The 19451-nt window shown below is 71.5% G+C and carries 18 protein-coding genes; 5 read left to right on the forward strand and 13 right to left on the reverse strand.

Annotated elements, in window-relative coordinates; all coding sequences use genetic code 11:
- Positions 1-70 precede the first annotated feature (70 nt).
- Positions 71-1537 (forward strand): cytochrome P450, encoded by a 1467-nt coding sequence (locus AB4Y78_RS08485; RefSeq protein ID WP_441713326.1) that lies wholly within the window; start codon positions 71-73, stop codon positions 1535-1537.
- 23 nt (positions 1538-1560) lie between these two features.
- Here the strand turns inward: AB4Y78_RS08485 and aztD are convergent, their stop codons facing one another.
- Positions 1561-2850, reverse strand: a complete 1290-nt coding sequence (gene aztD, locus AB4Y78_RS08490) for a zinc metallochaperone AztD (RefSeq protein ID WP_441713327.1) — start codon at positions 2848-2850, stop codon at positions 1561-1563.
- Positions 2851-2895: 45 nt separating this feature from the next.
- Between aztD and AB4Y78_RS08495 the strand changes: the two genes are divergently transcribed.
- On the forward strand, positions 2896-3123 hold the full coding sequence (locus AB4Y78_RS08495; RefSeq protein WP_441713328.1) for a hypothetical protein: 228 nt from the start codon (positions 2896-2898) through the stop codon (positions 3121-3123).
- Positions 3124-3126: 3 nt separating this feature from the next.
- Here AB4Y78_RS08495 and AB4Y78_RS08500 read toward each other — a convergent pair whose 3' ends face one another.
- The 10 genes from AB4Y78_RS08500 to ahpC form a co-directional block, all read right to left on the reverse strand.
- Positions 3127-4692: an acyl-CoA synthetase gene (locus AB4Y78_RS08500; protein WP_441713329.1), complete on the reverse strand. Its 1566-nt coding sequence runs from the start codon at positions 4690-4692 to the stop codon at positions 3127-3129.
- The gene (locus AB4Y78_RS08505; RefSeq protein ID WP_441713330.1) at positions 4689-5519 is read right to left on the reverse strand and encodes an aldo/keto reductase; all 831 of its coding nucleotides are present in this window, start codon (positions 5517-5519) and stop codon (positions 4689-4691) included. The genes AB4Y78_RS08500 and AB4Y78_RS08505 overlap by 4 nt, the downstream gene beginning before the upstream one ends.
- A gap of 50 nt (positions 5520-5569) precedes the next feature.
- A complete protein-coding gene (locus AB4Y78_RS08510; protein ID WP_265230214.1) occupies positions 5570-6562 on the reverse strand; it encodes an NAD(P)H-dependent flavin oxidoreductase in 993 nt (330 codons plus the stop codon).
- 63 nt (positions 6563-6625) lie between these two features.
- Positions 6626-7477 (reverse strand): SDR family NAD(P)-dependent oxidoreductase, encoded by an 852-nt coding sequence (locus AB4Y78_RS08515; protein WP_441713331.1) that lies wholly within the window; start codon positions 7475-7477, stop codon positions 6626-6628.
- Positions 7474-9087, reverse strand: coding sequence for a flavin-containing monooxygenase (locus tag AB4Y78_RS08520; RefSeq protein WP_265230215.1), 1614 nt, complete (start codon positions 9085-9087; stop codon positions 7474-7476). Before AB4Y78_RS08520 ends, AB4Y78_RS08515 begins: the two co-directional genes overlap by 4 nt.
- A 189-nt stretch (positions 9088-9276) precedes the next feature.
- On the reverse strand, positions 9277-9786 hold the full coding sequence (locus tag AB4Y78_RS08525; RefSeq protein ID WP_265230216.1) for a hypothetical protein: 510 nt from the start codon (positions 9784-9786) through the stop codon (positions 9277-9279).
- Between the two features lie 150 nt (positions 9787-9936).
- Positions 9937-10752, reverse strand: a complete 816-nt coding sequence (locus AB4Y78_RS08530; protein WP_265230217.1) for an alpha/beta fold hydrolase — start codon at positions 10750-10752, stop codon at positions 9937-9939.
- Positions 10753-10924: 172 nt separating this feature from the next.
- Positions 10925-11353, reverse strand: coding sequence for a cupin domain-containing protein (locus AB4Y78_RS08535; RefSeq protein WP_259909547.1), 429 nt, complete (start codon positions 11351-11353; stop codon positions 10925-10927).
- A 51-nt stretch (positions 11354-11404) separates the two neighbouring features.
- The gene (ahpF, locus tag AB4Y78_RS08540; RefSeq protein ID WP_441737047.1) at positions 11405-13084 is read right to left on the reverse strand and encodes an alkyl hydroperoxide reductase subunit F; all 1680 of its coding nucleotides are present in this window, start codon (positions 13082-13084) and stop codon (positions 11405-11407) included.
- A 140-nt stretch (positions 13085-13224) separates the two neighbouring features.
- Positions 13225-13791 carry an alkyl hydroperoxide reductase subunit C gene (gene ahpC / locus AB4Y78_RS08545; RefSeq protein WP_007926408.1) on the reverse strand — a complete coding sequence of 189 codons (567 nt, stop codon included), beginning with the start codon at positions 13789-13791 and terminating at the stop codon, positions 13225-13227.
- A 309-nt stretch (positions 13792-14100) separates the two neighbouring features.
- On the opposite strand from ahpC, the gene AB4Y78_RS08550 reads away from it, so the two are divergent.
- Positions 14101-15264, forward strand: coding sequence for a S1 family peptidase (locus AB4Y78_RS08550; protein ID WP_441737050.1), 1164 nt, complete (start codon positions 14101-14103; stop codon positions 15262-15264).
- A 79-nt stretch (positions 15265-15343) separates the two neighbouring features.
- On the opposite strand, the gene AB4Y78_RS08555 is transcribed toward AB4Y78_RS08550, so the two are convergent.
- The gene (locus AB4Y78_RS08555) at positions 15344-16846 is read right to left on the reverse strand and encodes an amidohydrolase (RefSeq protein ID WP_441713337.1); all 1503 of its coding nucleotides are present in this window, start codon (positions 16844-16846) and stop codon (positions 15344-15346) included.
- Between the two features lie 32 nt (positions 16847-16878).
- On the opposite strand from AB4Y78_RS08555, the gene AB4Y78_RS08560 reads away from it, so the two are divergent.
- Positions 16879-17433 (forward strand): nucleosidase, encoded by a 555-nt coding sequence (locus tag AB4Y78_RS08560; protein WP_259909551.1) that lies wholly within the window; start codon positions 16879-16881, stop codon positions 17431-17433.
- Positions 17434-17471: 38 nt separating this feature from the next.
- Positions 17472-17888, forward strand: a complete 417-nt coding sequence (locus AB4Y78_RS08565; RefSeq protein WP_259909552.1) for a tetratricopeptide repeat protein — start codon at positions 17472-17474, stop codon at positions 17886-17888.
- A gap of 117 nt (positions 17889-18005) precedes the next feature.
- Here AB4Y78_RS08565 and fumC read toward each other — a convergent pair whose 3' ends face one another.
- Entirely contained in the window at positions 18006-19406 is a 1401-nt protein-coding gene (gene fumC, locus AB4Y78_RS08570) for a class II fumarate hydratase (protein ID WP_441713339.1), read from the reverse strand.
- Between the last annotated feature and the right edge of the window lie 45 nt (positions 19407-19451).

Here is a 19451-nt window from a genome sequence, read left to right on the forward strand (position 1 = left end):
GCGGTGTCGTCGTCGCCACCGGGCGGCTACCGTGAGCCGAGTCACTACATCTGACGAAGGGAGCGGCAGCGTGGCCGCCATCGACACCCTCGTGGACTACCCGACCAATGCCGGGATGGGCTGGCGCGAGCACGACTTCCCCCACCCCGCGGGCCGACGCCGTCTCCTCGGCGACGCCTTCCGCAAGGGCATGGACCCGACCACGCCGGTGCAAAACATGCTGCGCCTCGGCGCCGACCTGGGGCCGATCTTCGAGATGCTCGCGATGGGCCGCAAGTTCGTCTTCGCCCGCGGCGTCGACCTCGTCGGCGAGCTGTGCGACGACAGGCGCTTCACCAAGGCGCTGGCCCCCGGCGTGGAGGACCTGCGGATGTTCGTCGCCGACGGGCTCTTCACCGCCGACACCGACGAGCCCAACTGGCGGCTGGCCCACGACCTGCTCATGCCGGCCTTCAGCAAGTCGGCGATGCGCGGGTACCACGAGGTCATGGTCGCGGCGACCGACGAGCTGATCTCGGTGTGGGACGAGGCCGCCGGCGAAGGGAGGACCGTCGACGTCTCCCCGTGGCTCACCAAGCTCACCCTCGAGACGATCGGGCGGGCCGCCTTCAGCCACACCTTCGGCAGCTTCGAGACCGCGGAGGTCGACCCCTTCGTCACGACCTTCGTCGGCGACATGTCGCACGCTGCCGCCAGGTCAAACATGGCGGCCCTCCCCTTCGTCGGCCGGCGCATGGTGCGGCGCAGGGACCGACGGGCCTTGGAGCGGCACCGCTACATCGACGACCTGCTCCAGCAGATCGTCGCGGAGCGCGAGGCATCGGCGGAGCGCCACGACGACCTGCTCGGCCGGATGATGCACGAGCCCGTGGACGACTCCGGCGCGCTCCTCGAGGCCGCCAACGTGCGGCACCAGATCCTCACCCTCCTCGTCGCCGGCCACGAGACGACGTCGGGCGCGCTCTCCTTCGCCCTGTACCACCTGACCCGTGAGCCCGAGGTGCTCGCGAGGGTGCGGGCCGAGCTCGACGAGGTGCTCGGCACCGACCCGTCAGCGACCCCGACCTTCGAGCAGGTGCCCAAGCTGCGCTACCTGCGCCGCGTCGTCGACGAGACCCTGCGGCTGTGGCCGACGGCGCCGGGCTTCGCCCGCTCGCCGCGGGAGACGACGACGATCGGCGCCGACGGCTCGGCGGGGGTGCCGGGCGGCCTGCGGATGACGCCGGAGGACAGAGTCCTCGTCTTCATCCCGCTGCTCCACCGCGACCCGCAGGTGTGGCCCGACCCGGAGCGCTTCGATCCCGACCGCTTCCTGCCGGAGCACATCCGGGCACGCCCGGCCCACGCCTACAAGCCCTTCGGCACGGGTGAGCGGGCGTGCATCGGGCGGCAGTTTGCGCTGCACGAGTCGGTCATCGTCCTGGCCAAGCTCCTCCACCGCTTCGACCTGACGCCCGAGCCGGGCTACGAGCTGACGATCACCGAGCGGCTGACCCTCATGCCGGTGGGCTTCCGGGTGGGCCTGACCCGGCGCTGACGCCGGCCGGCCCACCCGGGTGCTCACCCCAGAGTGCCGTCGATCTCGTTGGGCACGACGGGCAGCTCGCCGCTGCTCACGACCTTGCCGGACTCGAGGTCGACCATGTGCAGGGCCTTGCTGCTCGGCTCGGTGACATAGGCCGTGCCGTCCTGGACGTGCACGGTGGGCCGGGGCTGCTGCCACTCGGTCGGCTCGGTCCACTCCTCGACCACGTCGATGGAGCGACTCACCTCTCCCTTCGCCATGTCGATGACGTGCAGCCGGCCGTCGGTGCCGAGGACGACGCCCTCGCCGTCGGGGCCGCGCTCGAGCGAGCGGAAGGAGTAGCTCGCGGGCAGGTCCACCAGCCGCAGCGACCTGTCACGGGTGTCGGTGATGCTCACCCGCGTCGGGCGCTCGAGCTCGGCGTCGGGGTCGCTCTTGTAGTCACCCAGGACGAAAGGCGACTCCTCGCTGCCCGCCTGGTTGCCGATGCGCCCGTAGTCGTCCGGGGCGTCGACCTTGGTGATCTCGTCACCCCGGACGAGCAGGAGCCCGTCCTCGCACCCGAAGACGAGGGCGCCGCCCTGTGCCGCGGCCTCACCGTGGACTCCGGGGCACTCGTCGGAGGAGGCGACCCTCTTCCCCTTCGCATCGCGGATGACGATGCCGGTGCGCTCGTCCTCCGTCCCCACCGTCGTGACGACCGAGCCGTCCTCGCGCTCGACGGCCACCCCGTGGTGCGGCGTGCGCTCGGCCCGGGTCGTCACCTCGGGCTTGCGCGTCGCGCCCTCCCGCAGCGCGTCGGAGTCGAAGGAGCGGATCGAGCCGTCTCCGTCGCCGTAGAGCACGGTGCGTCCGGCGTGGACGACGACGTGGCCGGGGTGCTTGGCCGTGAAGGTCATCTCCGTGAGCGTGGGCTCGGTCGAGTGGTGGTGGTCGTGGTCGCCGTGCGGGAGGGAGTAGCCGCCGAGGTCGAGGACGCGGAAACCATCACCCTCGGTGACCATGAGGTGCCGGTCGTCGCCGACCGGGTTGAGCCGGGTGAATCCCTCGAGCGGGAACTCGCCGAGCAGCTCGAGGGAAACCGCGTCGAGGACGATGACGCCCTCGTCATGCGTCACCGCCAGCCGCGGCGTGCGGCTGCCCTCCTCGACGGTCGCGCCCGAGGGCGCTCCCACCGAGGTCGAGACGTCGTCGGCGCGGGTGATCGGCGTCGGCGTCGAGCTCGCCGACGGGTCGGCGGTCGTGCCGGACCCGCAGGCGGTCACGCCGAGCGTGAGCACGGCGGCGGCAGAGAGGATCTGGGTGTGGCGTCGTGTGGTGCGCATAATTGAGAACGATTATCGTTTTTGATGGAATCGTCAAGTCACGACATGCCTTCACGGGCACATGCCAGGCGTGCCCTCACCGAGTCCGAGCACCTCCACGACTGGTTCCCGGCCCACGTCGTCGGCGAGCGGGCGAAGGGAGCCCGCGTCACCCTGCCCTCCTGGCCGGAGGCGGACCAGCAGCCGCAGGACACGCCCACCCTCCAGGGCGAGATCCTCGAGTGGGACCCACCGCGCACCTTCGCCGTCATGTGGGACAGCGAGCGGGGCTGACGCTCACCGCAGGTCGCGCCGGACCACCTTGTCGTTGGCCGTGCGCGGCAGCGCGTCGACGAAGCGCACCTCGCGGGGTCGCTTGTAGGTGGCCAGCCGCTCGCCGGCCCGCTCGATCACCCTCTGCCGCAGGGCATCCGGGTCGTCATCTGGATCCGTCGGGACGACCCAGGCGCACACGATGCTCACCCCGTCGCCGACGTCGAGGGCCGTCACGGCCACCTCGGCGACACCGGTCACCCCCGCGAGCGCGTCCTCGACCTCGACCGGCGAGACGCGGTAGCCCATGGCGTTGACGACGTCGTCCGAGCGACCGTGGTACGTCAGGTAGCCGTCGGCGTCGACCTCGGCGAGGTCACCGCTGACGAACCACTCCCCCCGCACGACCTCGGCCGTCTCCTCCGGTCGCTGCCAGTAGCCGAGCATCAGGCCCGGGTCGCTGCGGTGGACGGCCAGGCGCCCGACCTCGCCGACGCCGAGCTCCACGGGCGAGGCCGCCGGGTCCTCGAGCACATCGGGGTCGAGGACGCCGATGCGGCGACCCGGCTGCGCCCGCCCGGGGCTGCCGGGTCGCACCGGCACATCCGGCCCCGTCGAGACGAAGGTCGAGATCTCGCTCATGCCGAGCGACTCATAGAGGGGCACGCCGGTCACCTCGCCCCACTCCTCCAGCAGCGCGGCGGGCAATGCCTCGCCGGCGACGAGCGCAGCGCGCAGCGACGACAGGTCCCACTCCCCCGGGTCGCCGTGACGCAGCAGGTGTCGGTAGACCCCGGGCACGGCCGCGACGTGCGTCGCCCGGTGCTCCTCGACGATCCGCGGCCAGACCAGACCGTCGCGCGGCCCGTCGTAGACGATGGCCGTGGCCGCGTTGGCCCACGGGTCGGTGAGGCCGACCCCGAGCGTGTAGGTCCAGTTGAGGGCACCGGCGTGGACCATGACGTCGCCCTCGTCGAGGCCGTACCAGCCGCGGTACATCGGGCGCCTGCCCCAGGCGCTGCGGTGGGCGTGGACGACGCCCTTCGGCCTGCCGGTGGTGCCCGAGGTGTAGGTGACGAAGGCCGGCCGATCCGGGTCGCCGAGTTCGTGCTCGGCTCGGTCGCTGCTGGCCACCCAGCCGTCGACGTCCTCGGCGGTGACGACCGAGACCCCCTGCGGCACAGCGAGATCGAGGTCCGGGTCCACGGCGACGGCCCGCGCCCCGGAGTCGGCGAGCAACCCAGCGGCCTCGTCAGCAGTCAGCTGTGCGCTCGTGGGCACCGCGACGAGCCCGGCCGCGATAGCCCCGAAGAACACGAAGGGGAACTCCGCCCGGTTGCCCATGCGCAGCAGCACCCGGTCACCCGGGTGCAGCCCCCGCCCGAGCAGGCCGGCGGCGACGGCCCGCACGACGTCGTCGACCTCGACGAAGGTCCATCGGGAGTCGTCACCGGGCCCGTGGACGACGACGAGCGCGTCGCGGTCGGGAGCGTGCGCCGCCGGGTCGCCGACGCAGTAGGCCGACATGCCGAAGGGGGTCGGCACCGTCTCGCCGGGCACGGGGCGCACCGGCCAGCGGTGGTCGGTCACATCTCCTCGTGCGTGTCCGGGTCGCCGTCGAAGAGGCGCCCGTCGGGACGCCCGAGGGTAGTGATCGCCTCGACCTCGGCCTCCGACAGGTCGAAGCCGAGGACCTGGAGGTTGGCCTGCTGACGCTGCGCGTCAGCCGACTTCGGCAACGGCAGCGACCCGAGGTGCAGGTGCCAGCGCAGGACGACCTGGGCGGGCGTCACGTCGTGTGCGCGGGCGGAGGCGACGACCGGGGCCGCCTCGAAGATCTCCCCGCGCCCGATCGGGCTCCACGCCTGGGTGACGACGCCACGGGCCTCGTCGTCGGCGCGCTGCTCCGCCTGCGGGAAGCTCGGGTGCATCTCGATCTGGTTGCTTGCCGGGGTGACCCCGGTGGCCTCGATGATCGCGTCGAGGTGGTGGGGGTGGAAGTTGCTCACGCCGATGGAGCGGACGAGCCCGGCCTCCCGCGCCTCGACGAGCCCCTGCCAGGCCTGCACGTAGGCCCCCTGCGAGGGATTGGGCCAGTGGATGAGGACGCTGTCGAGGTACTCCAGGCCCATGACCTGCAGCGAGGTCTCGATGCAGTCGCGTGCACCGCGGTGGTCGCGGCCGGGCACCTTGGTCTGGACGAAGACGTCGCCGCGGTCGACCCCGCTCGCCCGGATCGCCTCGCTCACCTCACGCTCGTTGCGGTAGTTGACCGCCGTGTCGATGAGCCGGTAGCCGACCTCGAGCGCCGACGCGATGGCGCGCACGCCGTCGTCGCCCCGCAGGGGGTAGGTGCCGAATCCGAGGACCGGCACCGACGTGCCGTCCCCGAGGACGCGAGTGGGGATCTCAGCCATGCCCCCCACGCTAGGCCCCGGGACCCGGCACGTCGAAGGGTGTCTCGCGCCTACTCCCCGAGGACCGCGAGCAGCTCCCCCTTCGCCTGGGTGTACTCGGCCTCGAGCTGGTCGACGAGCTCGGCCACGGGGACGACGGAGTTGATGCCGGCGACGGACTGGCCGGCACTCCAGACGTCCTTCCACGCCTTGGGCGCGGTCGTCGTGGCCTGCGACTCCTCGGTGTGCGGGTTGGTGACGTGCGCGAGGTCGACCCGCTCGGGCACGGGCAGCGCGTCGGGGTCGAGGCCGGCGGAGACGATGCTGCCGCGCAGGAAGCTCGCGGGGATCGAGCTGATCGACGGGGTGTAGACGATCTGCTCGGCCGTGTGGTCCACGATCATGTCGCGGTACTCCTGGGCGACGAGCGACTCGGTCGTCGCGAGGAAGCGCGTGCCCATGTAGGCGAGGTCGGCGCCGGCCGCCTGCGCGGCGAGCACGTCACGGCCGGTCGACAGGGCGCCACCGAGGACGAGCGGACCGTCCCACACGGCCCGCACCTCGGTGATGAGGGCGAAGGGGTTGAGCCCGCCGGCGTGACCACCTGCACCGGCCGAGACGAGGATGAGCCCGTCGACCCCGGCCTCTGCCGCCTTGGCCGCGTGCTTGGCGTTGGTGACGTCGTGGAAGACGAGGCCGCCGTAGGAGTGGACGGCCTCGACGACCTCGCGGGCCGCACCGAGGCTCGTGATGACGATCGGGACCTCGTGCGCGACGATCTGCCCGAGGTCGGCCTCGATGCGCTTGTTGGTGTGGTGGACGATGAAGTTGACGCCGAAGGGGGCGGGCGGGCGACCGCTCGGGTCGGGCTCGGCGAGGGCCGTCTCGATCTGCGTCAGCCAGGCGTCGAAGTCCTCTGTGGTGCGCAGGTTGAGCGCGGGGAAGGTACCGACGACGCCGGCGCGGCACGCACCGACGACGAGGTCGACGCCCGAGCCCAGGAACATCGGCGCGGAGATGATCGGCAGGCGCAGTCGGCCCTGGAGCTGCTGGGGCATGGTCATGGCCGCATCGTCCCACTCGGTCGGTGCCGGCGGACACCCCGGGTCCACACCGTGGCGCCGGCCCTACGAGCGCTTCGCCGCGAGGGACATCGCGCGTCCCATGAGCGACCAGTAGCGACCCGGCAGGACCCGGGCGACCGCGTCGAGGGCCCGGGCGTCGTTGCCGATGAGCAGGCGCGGGCGACGGGCGATCGCGGCCTCGATGATCTCCTCCGCGGCCCGGTCGGCGGGGTACCGCAGCACCTTGTCGAAGTCGCGGACGCCCTCCTCGGCCTCCTGGCGGTCGACCCCCTCGGGGATGCGGGCATTGCGAGCGATGCCCGTGCGGATGCCGCCGGGGTGCACCGAGGTGACCCCCACGGGCCGCCCCTCCGCCTCGAGCTCGCTGCGCAGCGACTCGCTGAAGCCGCGCAACCCGAACTTGCTCGTCGAGTAGGCGCTCTGCCCGGGCGGACCGATGAGCCCGAAGAGGCTCGAGGTGTTGACCACCTGCCCCTCGCCGTTGCCGAGCATGAGCGGCAGCAGCGCCCGGGTGAGCCGGATGGGGACGAGCAGGTTGATCTCGAGCAGCCAGTCGAAGTCCGCCGCACCCACCTCGGTGAAGCGACCACCGACGGCGACGCCCGCATTGTTGAAGAGCATCGTCACGCCGGGGTGCTCGTCATGGATGCGCTCGATGGTCTCGTCGGCGGCGGCCCGGTCGGCCAGGTCGACGACGAAGGGGGTCACCCGCGCCCCCGGCGTCTCCCGGCCGATCTCGGCGACGACCCGGTCCAGACCGTCGGCATCGCGGTCGAGGACGACGAGGTCGGCGCCACGTCGGGCCAGTCCCGTGGCGATGTGCTCGCCCATGCCTCCGGCCGCGCCGGTGACGACGGCCGTGCCGCCGGCGACGACGAGGTCGGGCCGCTTCACGGCACGACCGCTGCGGTGGCGTCGACCAGGTCTCCGGCGGTGCCGTCCGCATTGCTCGACGAGCCCGGCAGCGGCAGCTCGGCAGGCGCGGGTGCGCTCTGGGGCAAGGCCACTCCCTTCGCCCCGAGCGGAGCGAAGAACATGTCCTGGGTGACGTCGGCGCGGCGGAAGGCGATCTTGTCCTTGACGTAGCTCTGCGGCATCGTCCACGGCGCCCGGTCGCCGACCTTGGGGAAGGTCGCGATGACCCGCTGCACGTAGCCCGCCGTCAGGTCCATGATCGGGCCGGCGGTCATGCCGTCGGGCGCGACCGGGACGGCGGTGCCCAAGCCACGGTCACGCAGGTGGCCGAGCAGGCGGGCGACGTAGCGGCTCACGAGGTCGGCGCGCAGGGTCCACGACGCGTTGACGTAGCCGACGGTCATCGTGACGTTGGGGACGCCCGCGAGCATGAGGCCCCGGTAGGCAAATCGGCGGGCCATGTCGACCGGCTCGCCGTCGACGGCCACGCTCGCGCCACCGAAAAGCTGCAGCCGCAGACCCGTGGCGGTGACGACGATGTCGGCCTCGACGACCCGGCCGTCGGTGAGGCGCACGCCCTCGGGGACGAATCGGTCGATGTGCCCGGTGACGACGTCGGCGGCACCGCGCCGGATCGCCGCGTAGAGGTCGCCGTCGGGCACGGCGCACAGGCGCTGGTCCCACACGTCGTAGGGCGGCGTGAAGTGCTCGGCGACAACGTCCTCGGGCAAGAAGGCGCGCATCTGTCCGAGGACGATCGCGTTGGCCGCCCGCGGGCGCTTGCGCGAGAGCTCGTAGAGGAAGGACTGCATGCCGAGGTTCTTGATCCGGGTGAGCGACTGCACCCGCTGCGGGCTCAGCCGCTTGCGCAGCAGCTGGACGAAGGGGTCGACCCCCGGCTGCGAGAAGACATAGCTCGGCGTGCGCTGCAGCATCGTCACGTGTGCCGCAGTCTGCGCCATCGCCGGGACGACGGTCACGGCGGTCGCACCGGAGCCGATGACGACGACCCGCTTGCCGGCGTGGTCGAGGTCCTGCGGCCAGAACTGCGGGTGCACCACGGTCCCGGAGAAGTCCTCGACCCCCGCGAAGCCCGGGTCGTGCGCCTCCTCGTAGTCGTAGTAGCCGCTGCCGAAGTGCACCCACCCGGCGCGCACCTCGCGCCGGCCCCCGGCCGTGTCGACCTGCACGGTCCACTCCTGGGCGTCGCTCGACCAGTCGAGCGCGACGACCCGGCAGCCGGTGTGGGTCCGCTCGTCGAGCCCTCCCTCGCGCGCCGTCTCGCGGATGTACTCCCGGATGTCACCACCGTCGGCGATCGCCTTGCGCCCCTGCCACGGCCGGAAGGGGAAGGAGAGGGTGAACATGTCCGAGTCCGAGCGCACGCCCGGGTAGCGGAAGAGATCCCAGGTGCCACCGGTCGCCTCGCGGGCCTCGACGATCGCCAGATCGACGTCGGGCGTGGCCTCGAGGATGCGGTGGGCAGCACCGATGCCGGAGATGCCGGCGCCCACGACGAGGACGTCGACACGGTCCGGCAGCTCGCGGCGGGTGGTGCCCTGCGGGTGGCTCTCGGGCGCGGCAGTCATCGGTGACCTTCCATCCAATGGTTTGTTTCTCGCCAGTAACCTACGCCTCGCCGAGAAACCTCGCACCCCTGCTCAGCCGGCGAGGGTCTTGTCCGCTGTGCCCCAGCCGATGACGAGGACGTCGGTCTGCACGGTCGTCGTCTGGTCTGCGCTCTGGGTCATGCTCGGACGCCACTCGTCGGCGGGCGGTCACATCGACTGGATCTCACCGACCTTGCCGTAGCGGACCTCTTCGGCCCCGGGCAGCACCCTCCAGCCCACGCTCCCGCTGCCGAGGCTCCCGGTCCTGCCACCGCCGCCGCCGCCCGACGTGACCGGGGCGACCTCGACATCCGGCGTGCCGTCCGTGTCGTCGCGGACGCACTCGACCCGCCGGGGCATGAGGCGGTCGGTCAGGTCCCAGACCTCGTTCTGGACGTAGGTGTCCTGCGTCGTCGTGTAGTGGACGAGCCGCCGCGTGTTGTAGCCGTAGCCCACGGTCTCGGTGGACCGGACCCGCACGCCCCGGATGCTCACCCCGTCCCGGGCGTAGTAGGTGTTGGGCGACGGGGGGCTCTGGTCGGCGGCGGGGCAGTCCCCGCCCCCACCGGCAGCCGTCGCCGGCGCCGCCGCGATCGCGGCCCCCGCCGCCATCATCGACATGGCGGCCAGCACCGCACCCGCTCGTCGCACCCGTCGCGATCCCTGTGACATGTCCATCTCTGCTCCTCCTCCCGGACCGGGGCCTCTCCCCGGGTCCCTGCGGCTGCGCCGCTGGACCGAGAGTGCCCGTGCGCCCACAGGAGGCAGCAGGGGGGAAGTACTCATCCACAGGTCGGCTGATGAGTAGCCGTCCCCGTCCCGGATCTGCTAGACGGCGGGCTGCCGAGAGTTCGCCCGCTCGATCGTCGCGAGGACGGTGTCGACGACGAGCTCGGGGTGGTCGATCTGGGGGCAGTGCCCGCAGTCCTCGAGCGAGACGTGGGTCGCCTCGGGGAAGCGGGCCCGTGCGGTGCCGGCCTCGGAGGGCAGCAGCAGGCGGTCGGTGTCACCCCAGGCGATGGTCGTCGGGACGGCGAGCGGCGCGGTGACGCGCAGGAAGGTCGCACGGACGAAGTGCGGCCAGAAGCCGGGTGCCCGGCGCAGGTTGAGGGTGTCCCCCACCGCCGCCTCGACGGTGACCTGCTCCGGGTGCGTGTAGAGGGCGCGGAAGGCCAGCTTGCGAAACCAGACGTGGGCGGTGAGGCGGCGGTGCAGCGCCTCGGGGAGGTGGCTGCCGGCCTTCATGAAGAGCAGGTTGGCCGCGACATTGGGCAGGTGCCAGGGCGGGAAGAACCCGGCCGGCGACAGGGCTGTCACGCTGCTGACGACGCCCTCGCGGGCGGCCATCTCGAGGGCCATCGCGCCACCGAGGGAATTGCCGACGACGTGCGGCCGCTCGATGCCCAGCTCGCGGAAGAGCCGCTCGAACTGCTCGGCATGACTGCGCATCGACCAGCCGTCGGGACGGGACGGCCGCGGCGACTCCCCGTGGCCGGGCAGGTCGACGACGTAGACGTCGTGACCGCGCGCCGCGAGCAGCTCCGGCACCTCGCCCCACGCCTGCCGCCGGTGGCCGATGCCGTGGACGAGGACGACGGGCGCGCCGTCCCCGGGGACGTGGGTGTACTCGATGGTGCTCCGCATGGCGCTGGACGTTACCGGCCGGTCACCTGACGCGCCACCACATGACGAAGGGTGGTCCCTGCCCTTCGAGACGTCGGCCGCGGACGGCCTCCTCCTCAGGACCCGGAGGTCGCCCCGCGAGCGTCTCGAAGGGTGGGACCCACCAGCTGGCGGGTCCCACCCTTCGTCGTGATCAGTGCTCGTTGGGGTCGGCGTCCTGGTCGGCCTTGGTCGCGTGGACCGTGCCGTGGACGTGCTCCGGCGGGCCGTAGAGGGAGTAGACCTTGAGCGGCACGTCGCCGATGTTGGTGACGTTGTGCCACTGACCGGCCGGCACCATGATGATGTCGTCGTCCCCGACCTCGCGGTCGAAGCTCAGGTCGTCCTCGGCCGGCCCCATCTGGGCCCGGCCGCGTCCCTCCTCGACCCGGATGAACTGGTCGTGGTCCTCGTGGACCTCCAGGCCGATGTCGTCACCGGGCGCGATGGCCATGACGGTCAGCTGCAGGTTGGTACCGGTCCACAGGGTGGAGCGGTAGTTGGAGTTCTGCAGGGTTGCCGACTCGATGTCGACGACGTAGGGCGCGGGGCCGTGGTCGGTGAGGTCGATCTGCTCGCTCATGGAGTCTCCTGATCAGGTCGAAGGGGGGACGACGCTGACGCTACCGAGGCCTCAGGCCCGCGCGCCCACCGAGTCCGGGACGTCGATCTGGTCGCCGGCCTCGAGCGGGCCGTCGGCAGCCTTGGTCCCAGCGATCGCGGCCTCCTCGCTCGGGGCGCTAGTGCGGATGAGGTGGTCGAAGGCGCTCAGCGAGGCGGTCGAGCCCGCACCGAGCGCGGTGACGATCTGCTTGTAGGGCTCGACCGTGCAGTCGCCCGCGGCAAAGACACCCGGCAGGTTGGTCCGGCCGACGCCGTCGATGACGATCTCGCCACGCTCGGAGAGCTCGACCGCGTCACCGAGCCACTCGGTGTTGGGCAGCAAACCGATCTGGACGAAGACGCCCTCGAGGGCCAGGGTCTCGCCCTCGCCGCCATCACGCGGCTCGACGACGATGCCGGTGACCTTGCCGCCGTCACCGACGACCTCGGTGGTCTTCGTGCCGAGCCGGATGTCGACATTGGCCAGCGAGCGCAGCTTGCGCTGGAGCACCTCGTCGGCGCGCATCTCGTCCATGAACTCGACGAGGGTCACGTGACCGACGATGCCGGCGAGGTCGATCGCGGCCTCGACGCCGGAGTTGCCGCCGCCGATGACGGCGATGCGCTTGCCCTTGAAGAGCGGACCGTCGCAGTGCGGGCAGAAGGTGACGCCCTTGTTGCGGTACTCCTCCTCGCCGGGGACACCCATGGTGCGCCAGCGGGCACCGGTCGCGAGGACGACGGTCTTGCCCTTGAGCGCGGCGCCGCCCACGAGGTCGACGACCGTGAGGCCGTCGTCGCCGGCGGACAGGCCCGCAGCAGCCTGGCTGCGGATCATGTCGACCTCGTACTCGCCGACGTGGCGCTCGAGGTCGGCCGCGAGCTTCGGGCCCTCGGTGTGCGGGACGGAGACGAGGTTTTCGATCGACATGGTGTCGAGCACCTGGCCACCGAAACGCTCGGCGACGAGACCGGTGCGGATGCCCTTGCGCGCCGCGTAGATGGCGGCGGAGGCACCGGCGGGGCCGCCGCCGACGACGAGGACGTCGTAGGGCTCGCGCGCGGAGAGCTCCTCGGCGGACTTGGCCGCGGAGTCACCGCCGGAGAGCTCGTCGACCTTGCCGACGATCTCGGCCAGCTCCATGCGGCCGGAGCCGAAGGACTCGCCGTTGCGGAAGACGGTGGGCACGGCGAGCACTCCGCGCTGTTCGGCCTCGGTGGGGAAGACCGCGCCGTCGATGGCCGTGTGCGTGATGCCGGGGTTGAGCACGCTCATGAGGTTGAGCGCCTGCACGACGTCGGGGCAGTTCTGGCAGCTCAGCGAGAAGAAGGTCTCGAAGTGGTGCTCACCGGTCAGGCCCTTGACCTGCTCGATGAGGTCCTGCGACGCCTTGCTCGGGTGCCCGCCGACCTGGAGCAGGGCCAGGACGAGCGAGGTGAACTCGTGGCCCATCGGGATGCCGGCGAAGCGGACGGAGACCTGCGGATCGGACGCGCGGGTGATCGCGAAGGAGGGGACTCGGGCGTCCAGCTCGGCGCCCTCGACGACGCGACGGGTGATCTGCGGGCTCATGTCCGCGATCTCGACGAGCAGCTCGTCGAGCTCACGCGACTTGGGGCCCTCGTCGAGGGAGGCGACGAGCTCGATCGGCTCGCGGAGGTTGTCGAGGTAGGCCTTGAGCTGGGCGGCGAGGTTGGGATCGAGGGCCATGGTGCGAGCGACTCCTGCAGGACGAAGGGGGGTGGTCAGTGGGTGCCGGCGGGGGCACGGGTGAGGGGCGACGGGGCTGCGTCGCCCCTCACCGAGATGCTGTGCTGGGTCAACGACCCGGCAGATCTGTCAGGGCTCGATCAGATCTTGCCGACGAGGTCCAGGCTCGGGGCGAGGGTGTCAGCGCCCTCTTCCCACTTGGCCGGGCAGACCTCACCGGGGTTGTTGCGGACGTACTGGGCGGCCTTGACCTTGCGGACGAGCTCCTTGGCGTTGCGGCCGATGCCCTCGGCCGTGATCTCGAGGAACTGGATGACGCCGTCCGGGTCGACGAGGAAGGTGCCGCGGTTGGCCAGGCCCTCGTCCTCGCGGAGGATCTCGAAGTTGCGCGAGATGGTGGCGGTCGGGTCGCCGAGCATCGGGTAGGTGACCTTGCCGACCGCGTCGGAGGTCTCGTGCCACGCCTTGTGGGTGAAGTGGGTGTCGGTCGAGACGGAGAAGACCTCGACGCCCAGGCCCTTGAGCTCCGCGTCGTACTCAGCCGCGAGGTCCTCGAGCTCCGTCGGGCAGACGAAGGTGAAGTCGGCCGGGTAGAAGAAGAAGATCGCCCACTTGCCGGCGATGTCCGCCTCGGAGAAGTCCTTGAACTCACCGTTGATGTAGCCGGTGGCCTGGAAGGGCTTGATCTGGGTGTTGATGAGGGACATGCGTTGAGCTCCTGTGCATCTCATTGGGGTCAGTGGTCCCGCCTCACGGTGCACTTGAGTGCTCCGTGGATTGGAACGATTCCAGATTAGCGAAGACTTCCCCGGGGTGCAAACGGGGGACGTGAAGTCGACGTGAACGGTGCGCGCACCCCTCGCGAAAGGCTCCCGCGGGAGTCAGCGGTTGCGCGTGCTTGTCCCCGGGGACGGTCAGTCGCGTCCGGACTTGGTCAGTTCCCGTGGCGCGGGTCACATGCTGCCGCCACCTTCGACTCACGAGCCGGACACCCCGGCCTGATGAAGGAGAAGGCAATGACCCTGCGCACCACCCTCACCCTCACCGGGGCCGTCCTCGGCGCCGGCATCGTCCTGGCGCCGGCCGGAAGCGCGGCGCCCGTCCCCGACGACGGCATCAACCGCGCCGACCCGATGACCTCGTACGTCATGGAGCGGGACGGCCGCACCCACGCCCAGGCCACGAACTACCTCGCCGCCAAGGACCGCAAGCAGACCTCCCTTCGTGGTCTCGAGGCGAAGGGGGTCGCCGTCGACGGGGCGTGGTTCGACGGGACCCAGCTCGTCGTCGGCGTCGACTCCACCGCCGACGCGGACGCCGTCCGCGCGGCCGGCCTCCGGCCGAGCACCTCGGTGACCCAGAGCTCGCTCGACAAGGTGGCCCAGGCCGTCATGCGTCGCGCCGGCGCCACCCAGCACGTCGTCACGGTCGGACCGAACCTGCAGAAGGGCACCGTGGAGGTGCGGATCGCCGAGGACGCGCCCGCCTCCCTTCGCCAGCATCTGGCTGCCATGGACCGGGTGAGCGTCACCACCGCCGACGAGCTCACCACCCAGGCCGACGTCTACCCGGGCCGGATCATGGACCTGTCCCCCGGCACCAACTGCAGCCTCGGCTACCCCGGCCGCACCTCGTCGGGCAACAACGTGCTGCTCACCGCCGGCCACTGCGTCGAGGGGCTCCCCGACATCCTCGACGCCAACGGCACCCACATCGGCAAGGGGACGCACACGCGCTTCCGCACCGGGTACAGCAGCGTCGACATGGGCCTCATGGACATCGACTCCGAGGACACGGGTCGGCCCTACGTCGACAGCCGCGGCCACTCGGGCTACTACGCCGTCGCGGGCGCGAGCAAGAACCCGGTGGGCTCCGAGATCTGCAAGGCCGGCAACACGACCGGCTGGACCTGCGGGACCATCAAGGCCTACAACCGCACCGTCAACTACGGCGGCACCGTCGTCTCCGGCCTCGCCGAGGCGAGCGTGTGCACCGAGGGCGGCGATTCCGGCGGCGCCTACATCGGCGTCGGCAACCTCGCCCAGGGCATGACCTCCGGCGGCCCGGTCGGCGTCGAGTGCGGGTACAACCAGGGCTACAACGCCGGGTCGTACAGCTTCTACCAGCCGGTCGTCGACGCGGCGAGCTACTACGGCGTCAGGATCGACACCGCCAACTGAGGTATCTGCCAGCACCAGCCCGGCGTCGTTGGTGTCGCCTGGTCCCCCTGCTCCGGGCCACCAGGTGACATCAACGACGTCAGGCGGAGTGGGTCAGGCGCCCGCCGACGAAGGTCGCGAGCACCCGCGTCGCCCGCAGGTGGGCCGCCTGCTCGGCGGTGCCGGACAGGCCTGCGGGGCAGGGGTCCTCGGCGAGGAGCACGATGTCACCCGGCCCGCCGACGGCGAGCTGGGTGACCCCGTCGGTCGAGGCGAGCAGCGCCTCGCGGGGCGTGATCGCCTGCTCCGGCGCCCACGGCTCGCGCTCGTCGGCACTGCGGTGGACCGCCGCCGACATCGCGAGCCACGGGTCGAGCGGGGAGACGGGAGCGTCCGACCCCAGCCGAAGGGGGATCCCCGCCGCCGCCATCGAGCGCAGGGCGAAGCACCGGTCGAGCCGGTCGGGCCACAGGGCCTCGGTCGAGTCGCGGTCGTCGAGCAGGTGGGCCGGCTGCACGCTCGCCACGAGCCCGAGGTCGGCGAAGCGGCCCAGTGCCTCCATGCGCACGAGCTGAGCGTGCTCGATCGTGCCGCGTGCCCCGCTCCTGGCATAGGCGTCGAGCGCGTCGAGCAGGGCCTGGTCGCCGATGGCGTGGACCGCACCGTCGAGGCCGTGAGCGTGCGCCCGCCGCAGCAGCCGGGTGAGTTCTTCGGGACCGACGGTGCTCTTGCCGTGGGGGTCGCCGAGGTCGTCGTCGGTGACGAAGGGCTCGCAGCACCAGGCGGTGCGCGTGTTGAGCGAGCCGTCGGTGATGACCTTGAGCGGGCCCATGGTCACCAGGCCGGTCTCGTCCAGCACGTCGCCGGTGCGCATCCCGGCGGCGATCGTGTCGTCGAGCCCCTCGGGGTAGGTCGCCGGCCTGACGCGTAGCAGGTCGAGCCCGTCGGCGGTGCGCCGCGGCCACTCGAGGCGCCCCGCTTCGAACTCCATGTCGGCGACGCCGACGACTCCCTTCGCCGCAGCAGCCTGCATCGCGGACTCGAGGCTGCCGCGCACGACGGCCGGGTCCTCCGGTAGGTCGGCCAGCCGCTGGTAGATGGGGAACCACTCGTCCTCGTCGAGGTGGCCCTCGTGCACCGGCAGGCCCAGCGCGCGGAAGGCGGCGCTGCTCAGCCAGCCCGCGTGGCAGTCGCCGCTGATGAGGACGACCGGCCGGTCGCCGGCGACGGCGTCGAGCTCGGCGGTGCTCGGCAGCCGGTCCCAGCCGGCCACCCGCCAGCCGAAGCCCTGCACGACGGTCCCGGGCGCCGGCCGCTCCACGTCGAGGTGACGCGCGACCCTGGCCGTGACCTCCTCGGGGCTCGCGGTGTCGGCGACGTCGACCCGCCGGCTCATCGCCGCCCACTGGCCGAAGTGCACGTGCGCGTCCCACAGGCCCGGGACCGCGAGCGCCCCGCGGGCGTCGTGGACCTCTGCCCCCGCGGTCGTGAGGTGCTCGCCGATCTCGGCGATTCCCCCTTCGCGCAGCCGCAGGTCCACCGGTGCAGCGCCGGGTCGCAGGCGGGCGCCGGTGATCAGCGCGTGCGGGGCGAAGGGGGACATGCTGGGCACGATACGACGGATACGGTGACGCCATGCACCTGCTCGTCGTCGCCGCCATCGAGGCCGAGGCCGCCCACGTCCCCGACGGGCTGGAGGTCCTCGTCACGGGGGTCGGCAAGTCGCTCGCCGCGGTGCAGGTGACGCGGGCGATCTGCGAGCACCCGCGGCGCGACGAGCTCGTCGTCGTCAACATCGGCACGGCCGGCGCCCTGCGCGACGGCGTCACCGGCCTGCACGAGATCGGGAGGGCCATCAACCACGACCTGTCGGCCGAGCCGATCCGCCAGCTCGGTCTCGACCCCCGCGAGGTCGTCGAGCTGCCCGGCGGCCACGTGACGGTGCTGGCGAGCGGAGATCTCTTCGTCACCGACCCGGTCGTGCGGTCCGCGCTCGCCCAGCGCGCCCACCTCGTCGACATGGAGGGCTACGCCATCGCCCTCGCGTGCACCGAGCTCGGCGTGCCCGTGCACCTCGTCAAGGTCGTGAGCGACAACGCCGACGAGACCGCGCACGACTGGTCCGCGGCGGTCGACGGCTGCGCCCGCCTGCTCGGGGACTGGCTGGGCCTCTTCGCCGCCAGGCACTGACTGGGAATGGTTATCGACCGCTCGGGGTTGAGGACGACATGACCACGACGACGCGCGAGCTGTACGGCTTCGAGCGCTACGAGCGCGCGAAGCACGCCTTCGACGACGGCCGGTACACCGATGCCGCCCGCGACCTCGAGGACTTCTTCACCGACCTCGCAGCGGCCCGAGCCGAAGGTGCGGACGACCCGGTGGGCCACGGCACCGCCGAGATGCACCTGCTCCTGGCCCGCGCCTACTTCCACTCCGCCCAGCTGGAGCGGGCGGCCGCCGCCGCCCGCGAGGTCATCGCGGCCCGCCCCGACGACGCCTACGCCCACCTGCTCCTCGGCCGGTCCCTCGAGCGGGCCGGGCACAAGGACGAGGCGCGCGGCCCCCTTCGCCTGGCGGAGCTGCTCGGTGGGTACGGCACCGGCGGCGGCCCGAGCGCCGAGGTCAGCGACGAGGGGCTCTGACCGGCCCGCCCCGCAGCTGAGCAAGAGAAACCCCGCCTTCGCAAGAGTTTGATACTCCTGCGAAGGCGGGGTTTATCGGGTCACCCGAGAATCCGCGGGCGGGTGGGGCGTCGCCGCTCAGGCGCTGGGGTGCGTCATGTCGGCCGGGACCACCCAGGCGTCGAAGTCTTCGCCGGAGATGTCACCCGAGGCGACGGCGGCCTCGCGCAGGCTCGTGCCCTCCTTGTGCGCCTTCTTGGCGATCGCCGCGGCCTTGTCGTAGCCGATGTGGCGGTTGAGCGCGGTGACGAGCATGAGGTTGCGCGAGAGGTTCTCGTCGATCTTTTCCCGCACCGGCTCGATGCCGACGGCGCAGTTGGTGTCGAAGGAGACGCAGGCATCGGAGATCAGGCGGATCGACTCGATGACCGCGTGCGCCATGACCGGCTTGTAGACGTTGAGCTGGAAGTTGCCCTGGCTGCCGGCGAAGCCGACCGTCGCGTCGTTGCCGAAGACCCGGGTGGCGACCATCGTCATCGCCTCGGCCTGGGTGGGGTTGACCTTGCCCGGCATGATCGACGAGCCCGGCTCGTTTTCCGGGATGGCCAGCTCGCCGATGCCATTGCGCGGGCCGGAGGCGTACCAACGCACGTCGTTGGCGATCTTCATCAGGGCGCCGGCGAGGGTGCGAAGGGAGCCGCTCACCTCGACGAGCGCGTCGTGCGCCGACAGGCTGGCGAAGAGGTTGGGCGCCTGGACGAAGTCGTGGCCGGCCTCCGCGCTGATCTTCGCGGCGCACAGCGTGCCGAAGTCGGGATGGGCGTTCAGGCCCGTGCCGACAGCGGTGCCGCCGATGGCCAGCTCGCGGGCGCGCTCGTCGGCGTGCTTGACCGCGTCGAGGGCGAAGTCGATCTGGGCGACCCAGCCGTCGATGACCTGGCCGAGGGTGACCGGGGTGGCGTCCTGCAGGTGGGTCCGGCCGACCATGACGATGTCGGCGTACTCCTTCGCCTTGGCGGCGAGGGTCTCGCGCAGCTGCGTGACGGAGGGGTAGAGACGCTCATTGAGGTCGAGGACGATCGCGATGTGCATCGCCGTGGGGAAGGTGTCGTTGCTCGACTGGCCGCGGTTGACGTGGTCGTTGGGGTGGACCGGGGTCTTCGAGCCCATCTCGCCGCCGGCGATCTCGATGCCGCGGTTGGAGATGACCTCGTTGGAGTTCATGTTGGACTGCGTGCCCGAGCCTGTCTGGAAGACGACGAGCGGGAAGTGGTCGTCGAGGTCGCCCGAGATGACCTCGTCGGCCGCCTGCGCCACGAGGTCGGCGACGTCCTGCGGCAGCTCGCCGAGCTCGGCGTTGGCCAGGGCGGCGGACTTCTTGAGGATGCCGAGGGCGCGGATCATCGAGCGGCCCCAGACGAAGGTGTCACGACCGATGTCGAAGTTGCCGAGCGAGCGCTGGGTCTGCGCCCCCCAGTACTTGTCCGCGGCCACCTCGATGGTGCCCATGCTGTCCTTCTCCGCGCGCATCTGAGTCATGAGGTCAACGCTACTCGGCAGCGAGCGACGCCCCGTGCAATACCC

Source organism: Janibacter sp. RAF52 (assembly GCF_052114035.1).
GTDB lineage: Bacteria > Actinomycetota > Actinomycetes > Actinomycetales > Dermatophilaceae > Janibacter > Janibacter hoylei.

Bases quoted from the DNA above. Each gene is read 5' to 3' on its own strand.
- ahpF (WP_441737047.1), bottom strand. From the start codon at position 13,084: ATGGCCCTCGATCCCAACCTCGCCGCCCAGCTCAAGGCCTACCTCGAC.
- AB4Y78_RS08555 (WP_441713337.1), bottom strand. From the start codon at position 16,846: ATGTCCCCCTTCGCCCCGCACGCGCTGATCACCGGCGCCCGCCTGCGA.
- fumC (WP_441713339.1), bottom strand. From the start codon at position 19,406: ATGACTCAGATGCGCGCGGAGAAGGACAGCATGGGCACCATCGAGGTG.
- AB4Y78_RS08550 (WP_441737050.1), top strand. From the start codon at position 14,101: ATGACCCTGCGCACCACCCTCACCCTCACCGGGGCCGTCCTCGGCGCC.
- ahpC (WP_007926408.1), bottom strand. From the start codon at position 13,791: ATGTCCCTCATCAACACCCAGATCAAGCCCTTCCAGGCCACCGGCTAC.
- AB4Y78_RS08530 (WP_265230217.1), bottom strand. From the start codon at position 10,752: ATGCGGAGCACCATCGAGTACACCCACGTCCCCGGGGACGGCGCGCCC.
- aztD (WP_441713327.1), bottom strand. From the start codon at position 2,850: ATGCGCACCACACGACGCCACACCCAGATCCTCTCTGCCGCCGCCGTG.
- AB4Y78_RS08560 (WP_259909551.1), top strand. From the start codon at position 16,879: ATGCACCTGCTCGTCGTCGCCGCCATCGAGGCCGAGGCCGCCCACGTC.
- AB4Y78_RS08520 (WP_265230215.1), bottom strand. From the start codon at position 9,087: ATGACTGCCGCGCCCGAGAGCCACCCGCAGGGCACCACCCGCCGCGAG.
- AB4Y78_RS08565 (WP_259909552.1), top strand. From the start codon at position 17,472: ATGACCACGACGACGCGCGAGCTGTACGGCTTCGAGCGCTACGAGCGC.
- AB4Y78_RS08535 (WP_259909547.1), bottom strand. From the start codon at position 11,353: ATGAGCGAGCAGATCGACCTCACCGACCACGGCCCCGCGCCCTACGTC.
- AB4Y78_RS08510 (WP_265230214.1), bottom strand. From the start codon at position 6,562: ATGACCATGCCCCAGCAGCTCCAGGGCCGACTGCGCCTGCCGATCATC.
- AB4Y78_RS08495 (WP_441713328.1), top strand. From the start codon at position 2,896: ATGCCTTCACGGGCACATGCCAGGCGTGCCCTCACCGAGTCCGAGCAC.
- AB4Y78_RS08505 (WP_441713330.1), bottom strand. From the start codon at position 5,519: ATGGCTGAGATCCCCACTCGCGTCCTCGGGGACGGCACGTCGGTGCCG.
- AB4Y78_RS08525 (WP_265230216.1), bottom strand. From the start codon at position 9,786: ATGGACATGTCACAGGGATCGCGACGGGTGCGACGAGCGGGTGCGGTG.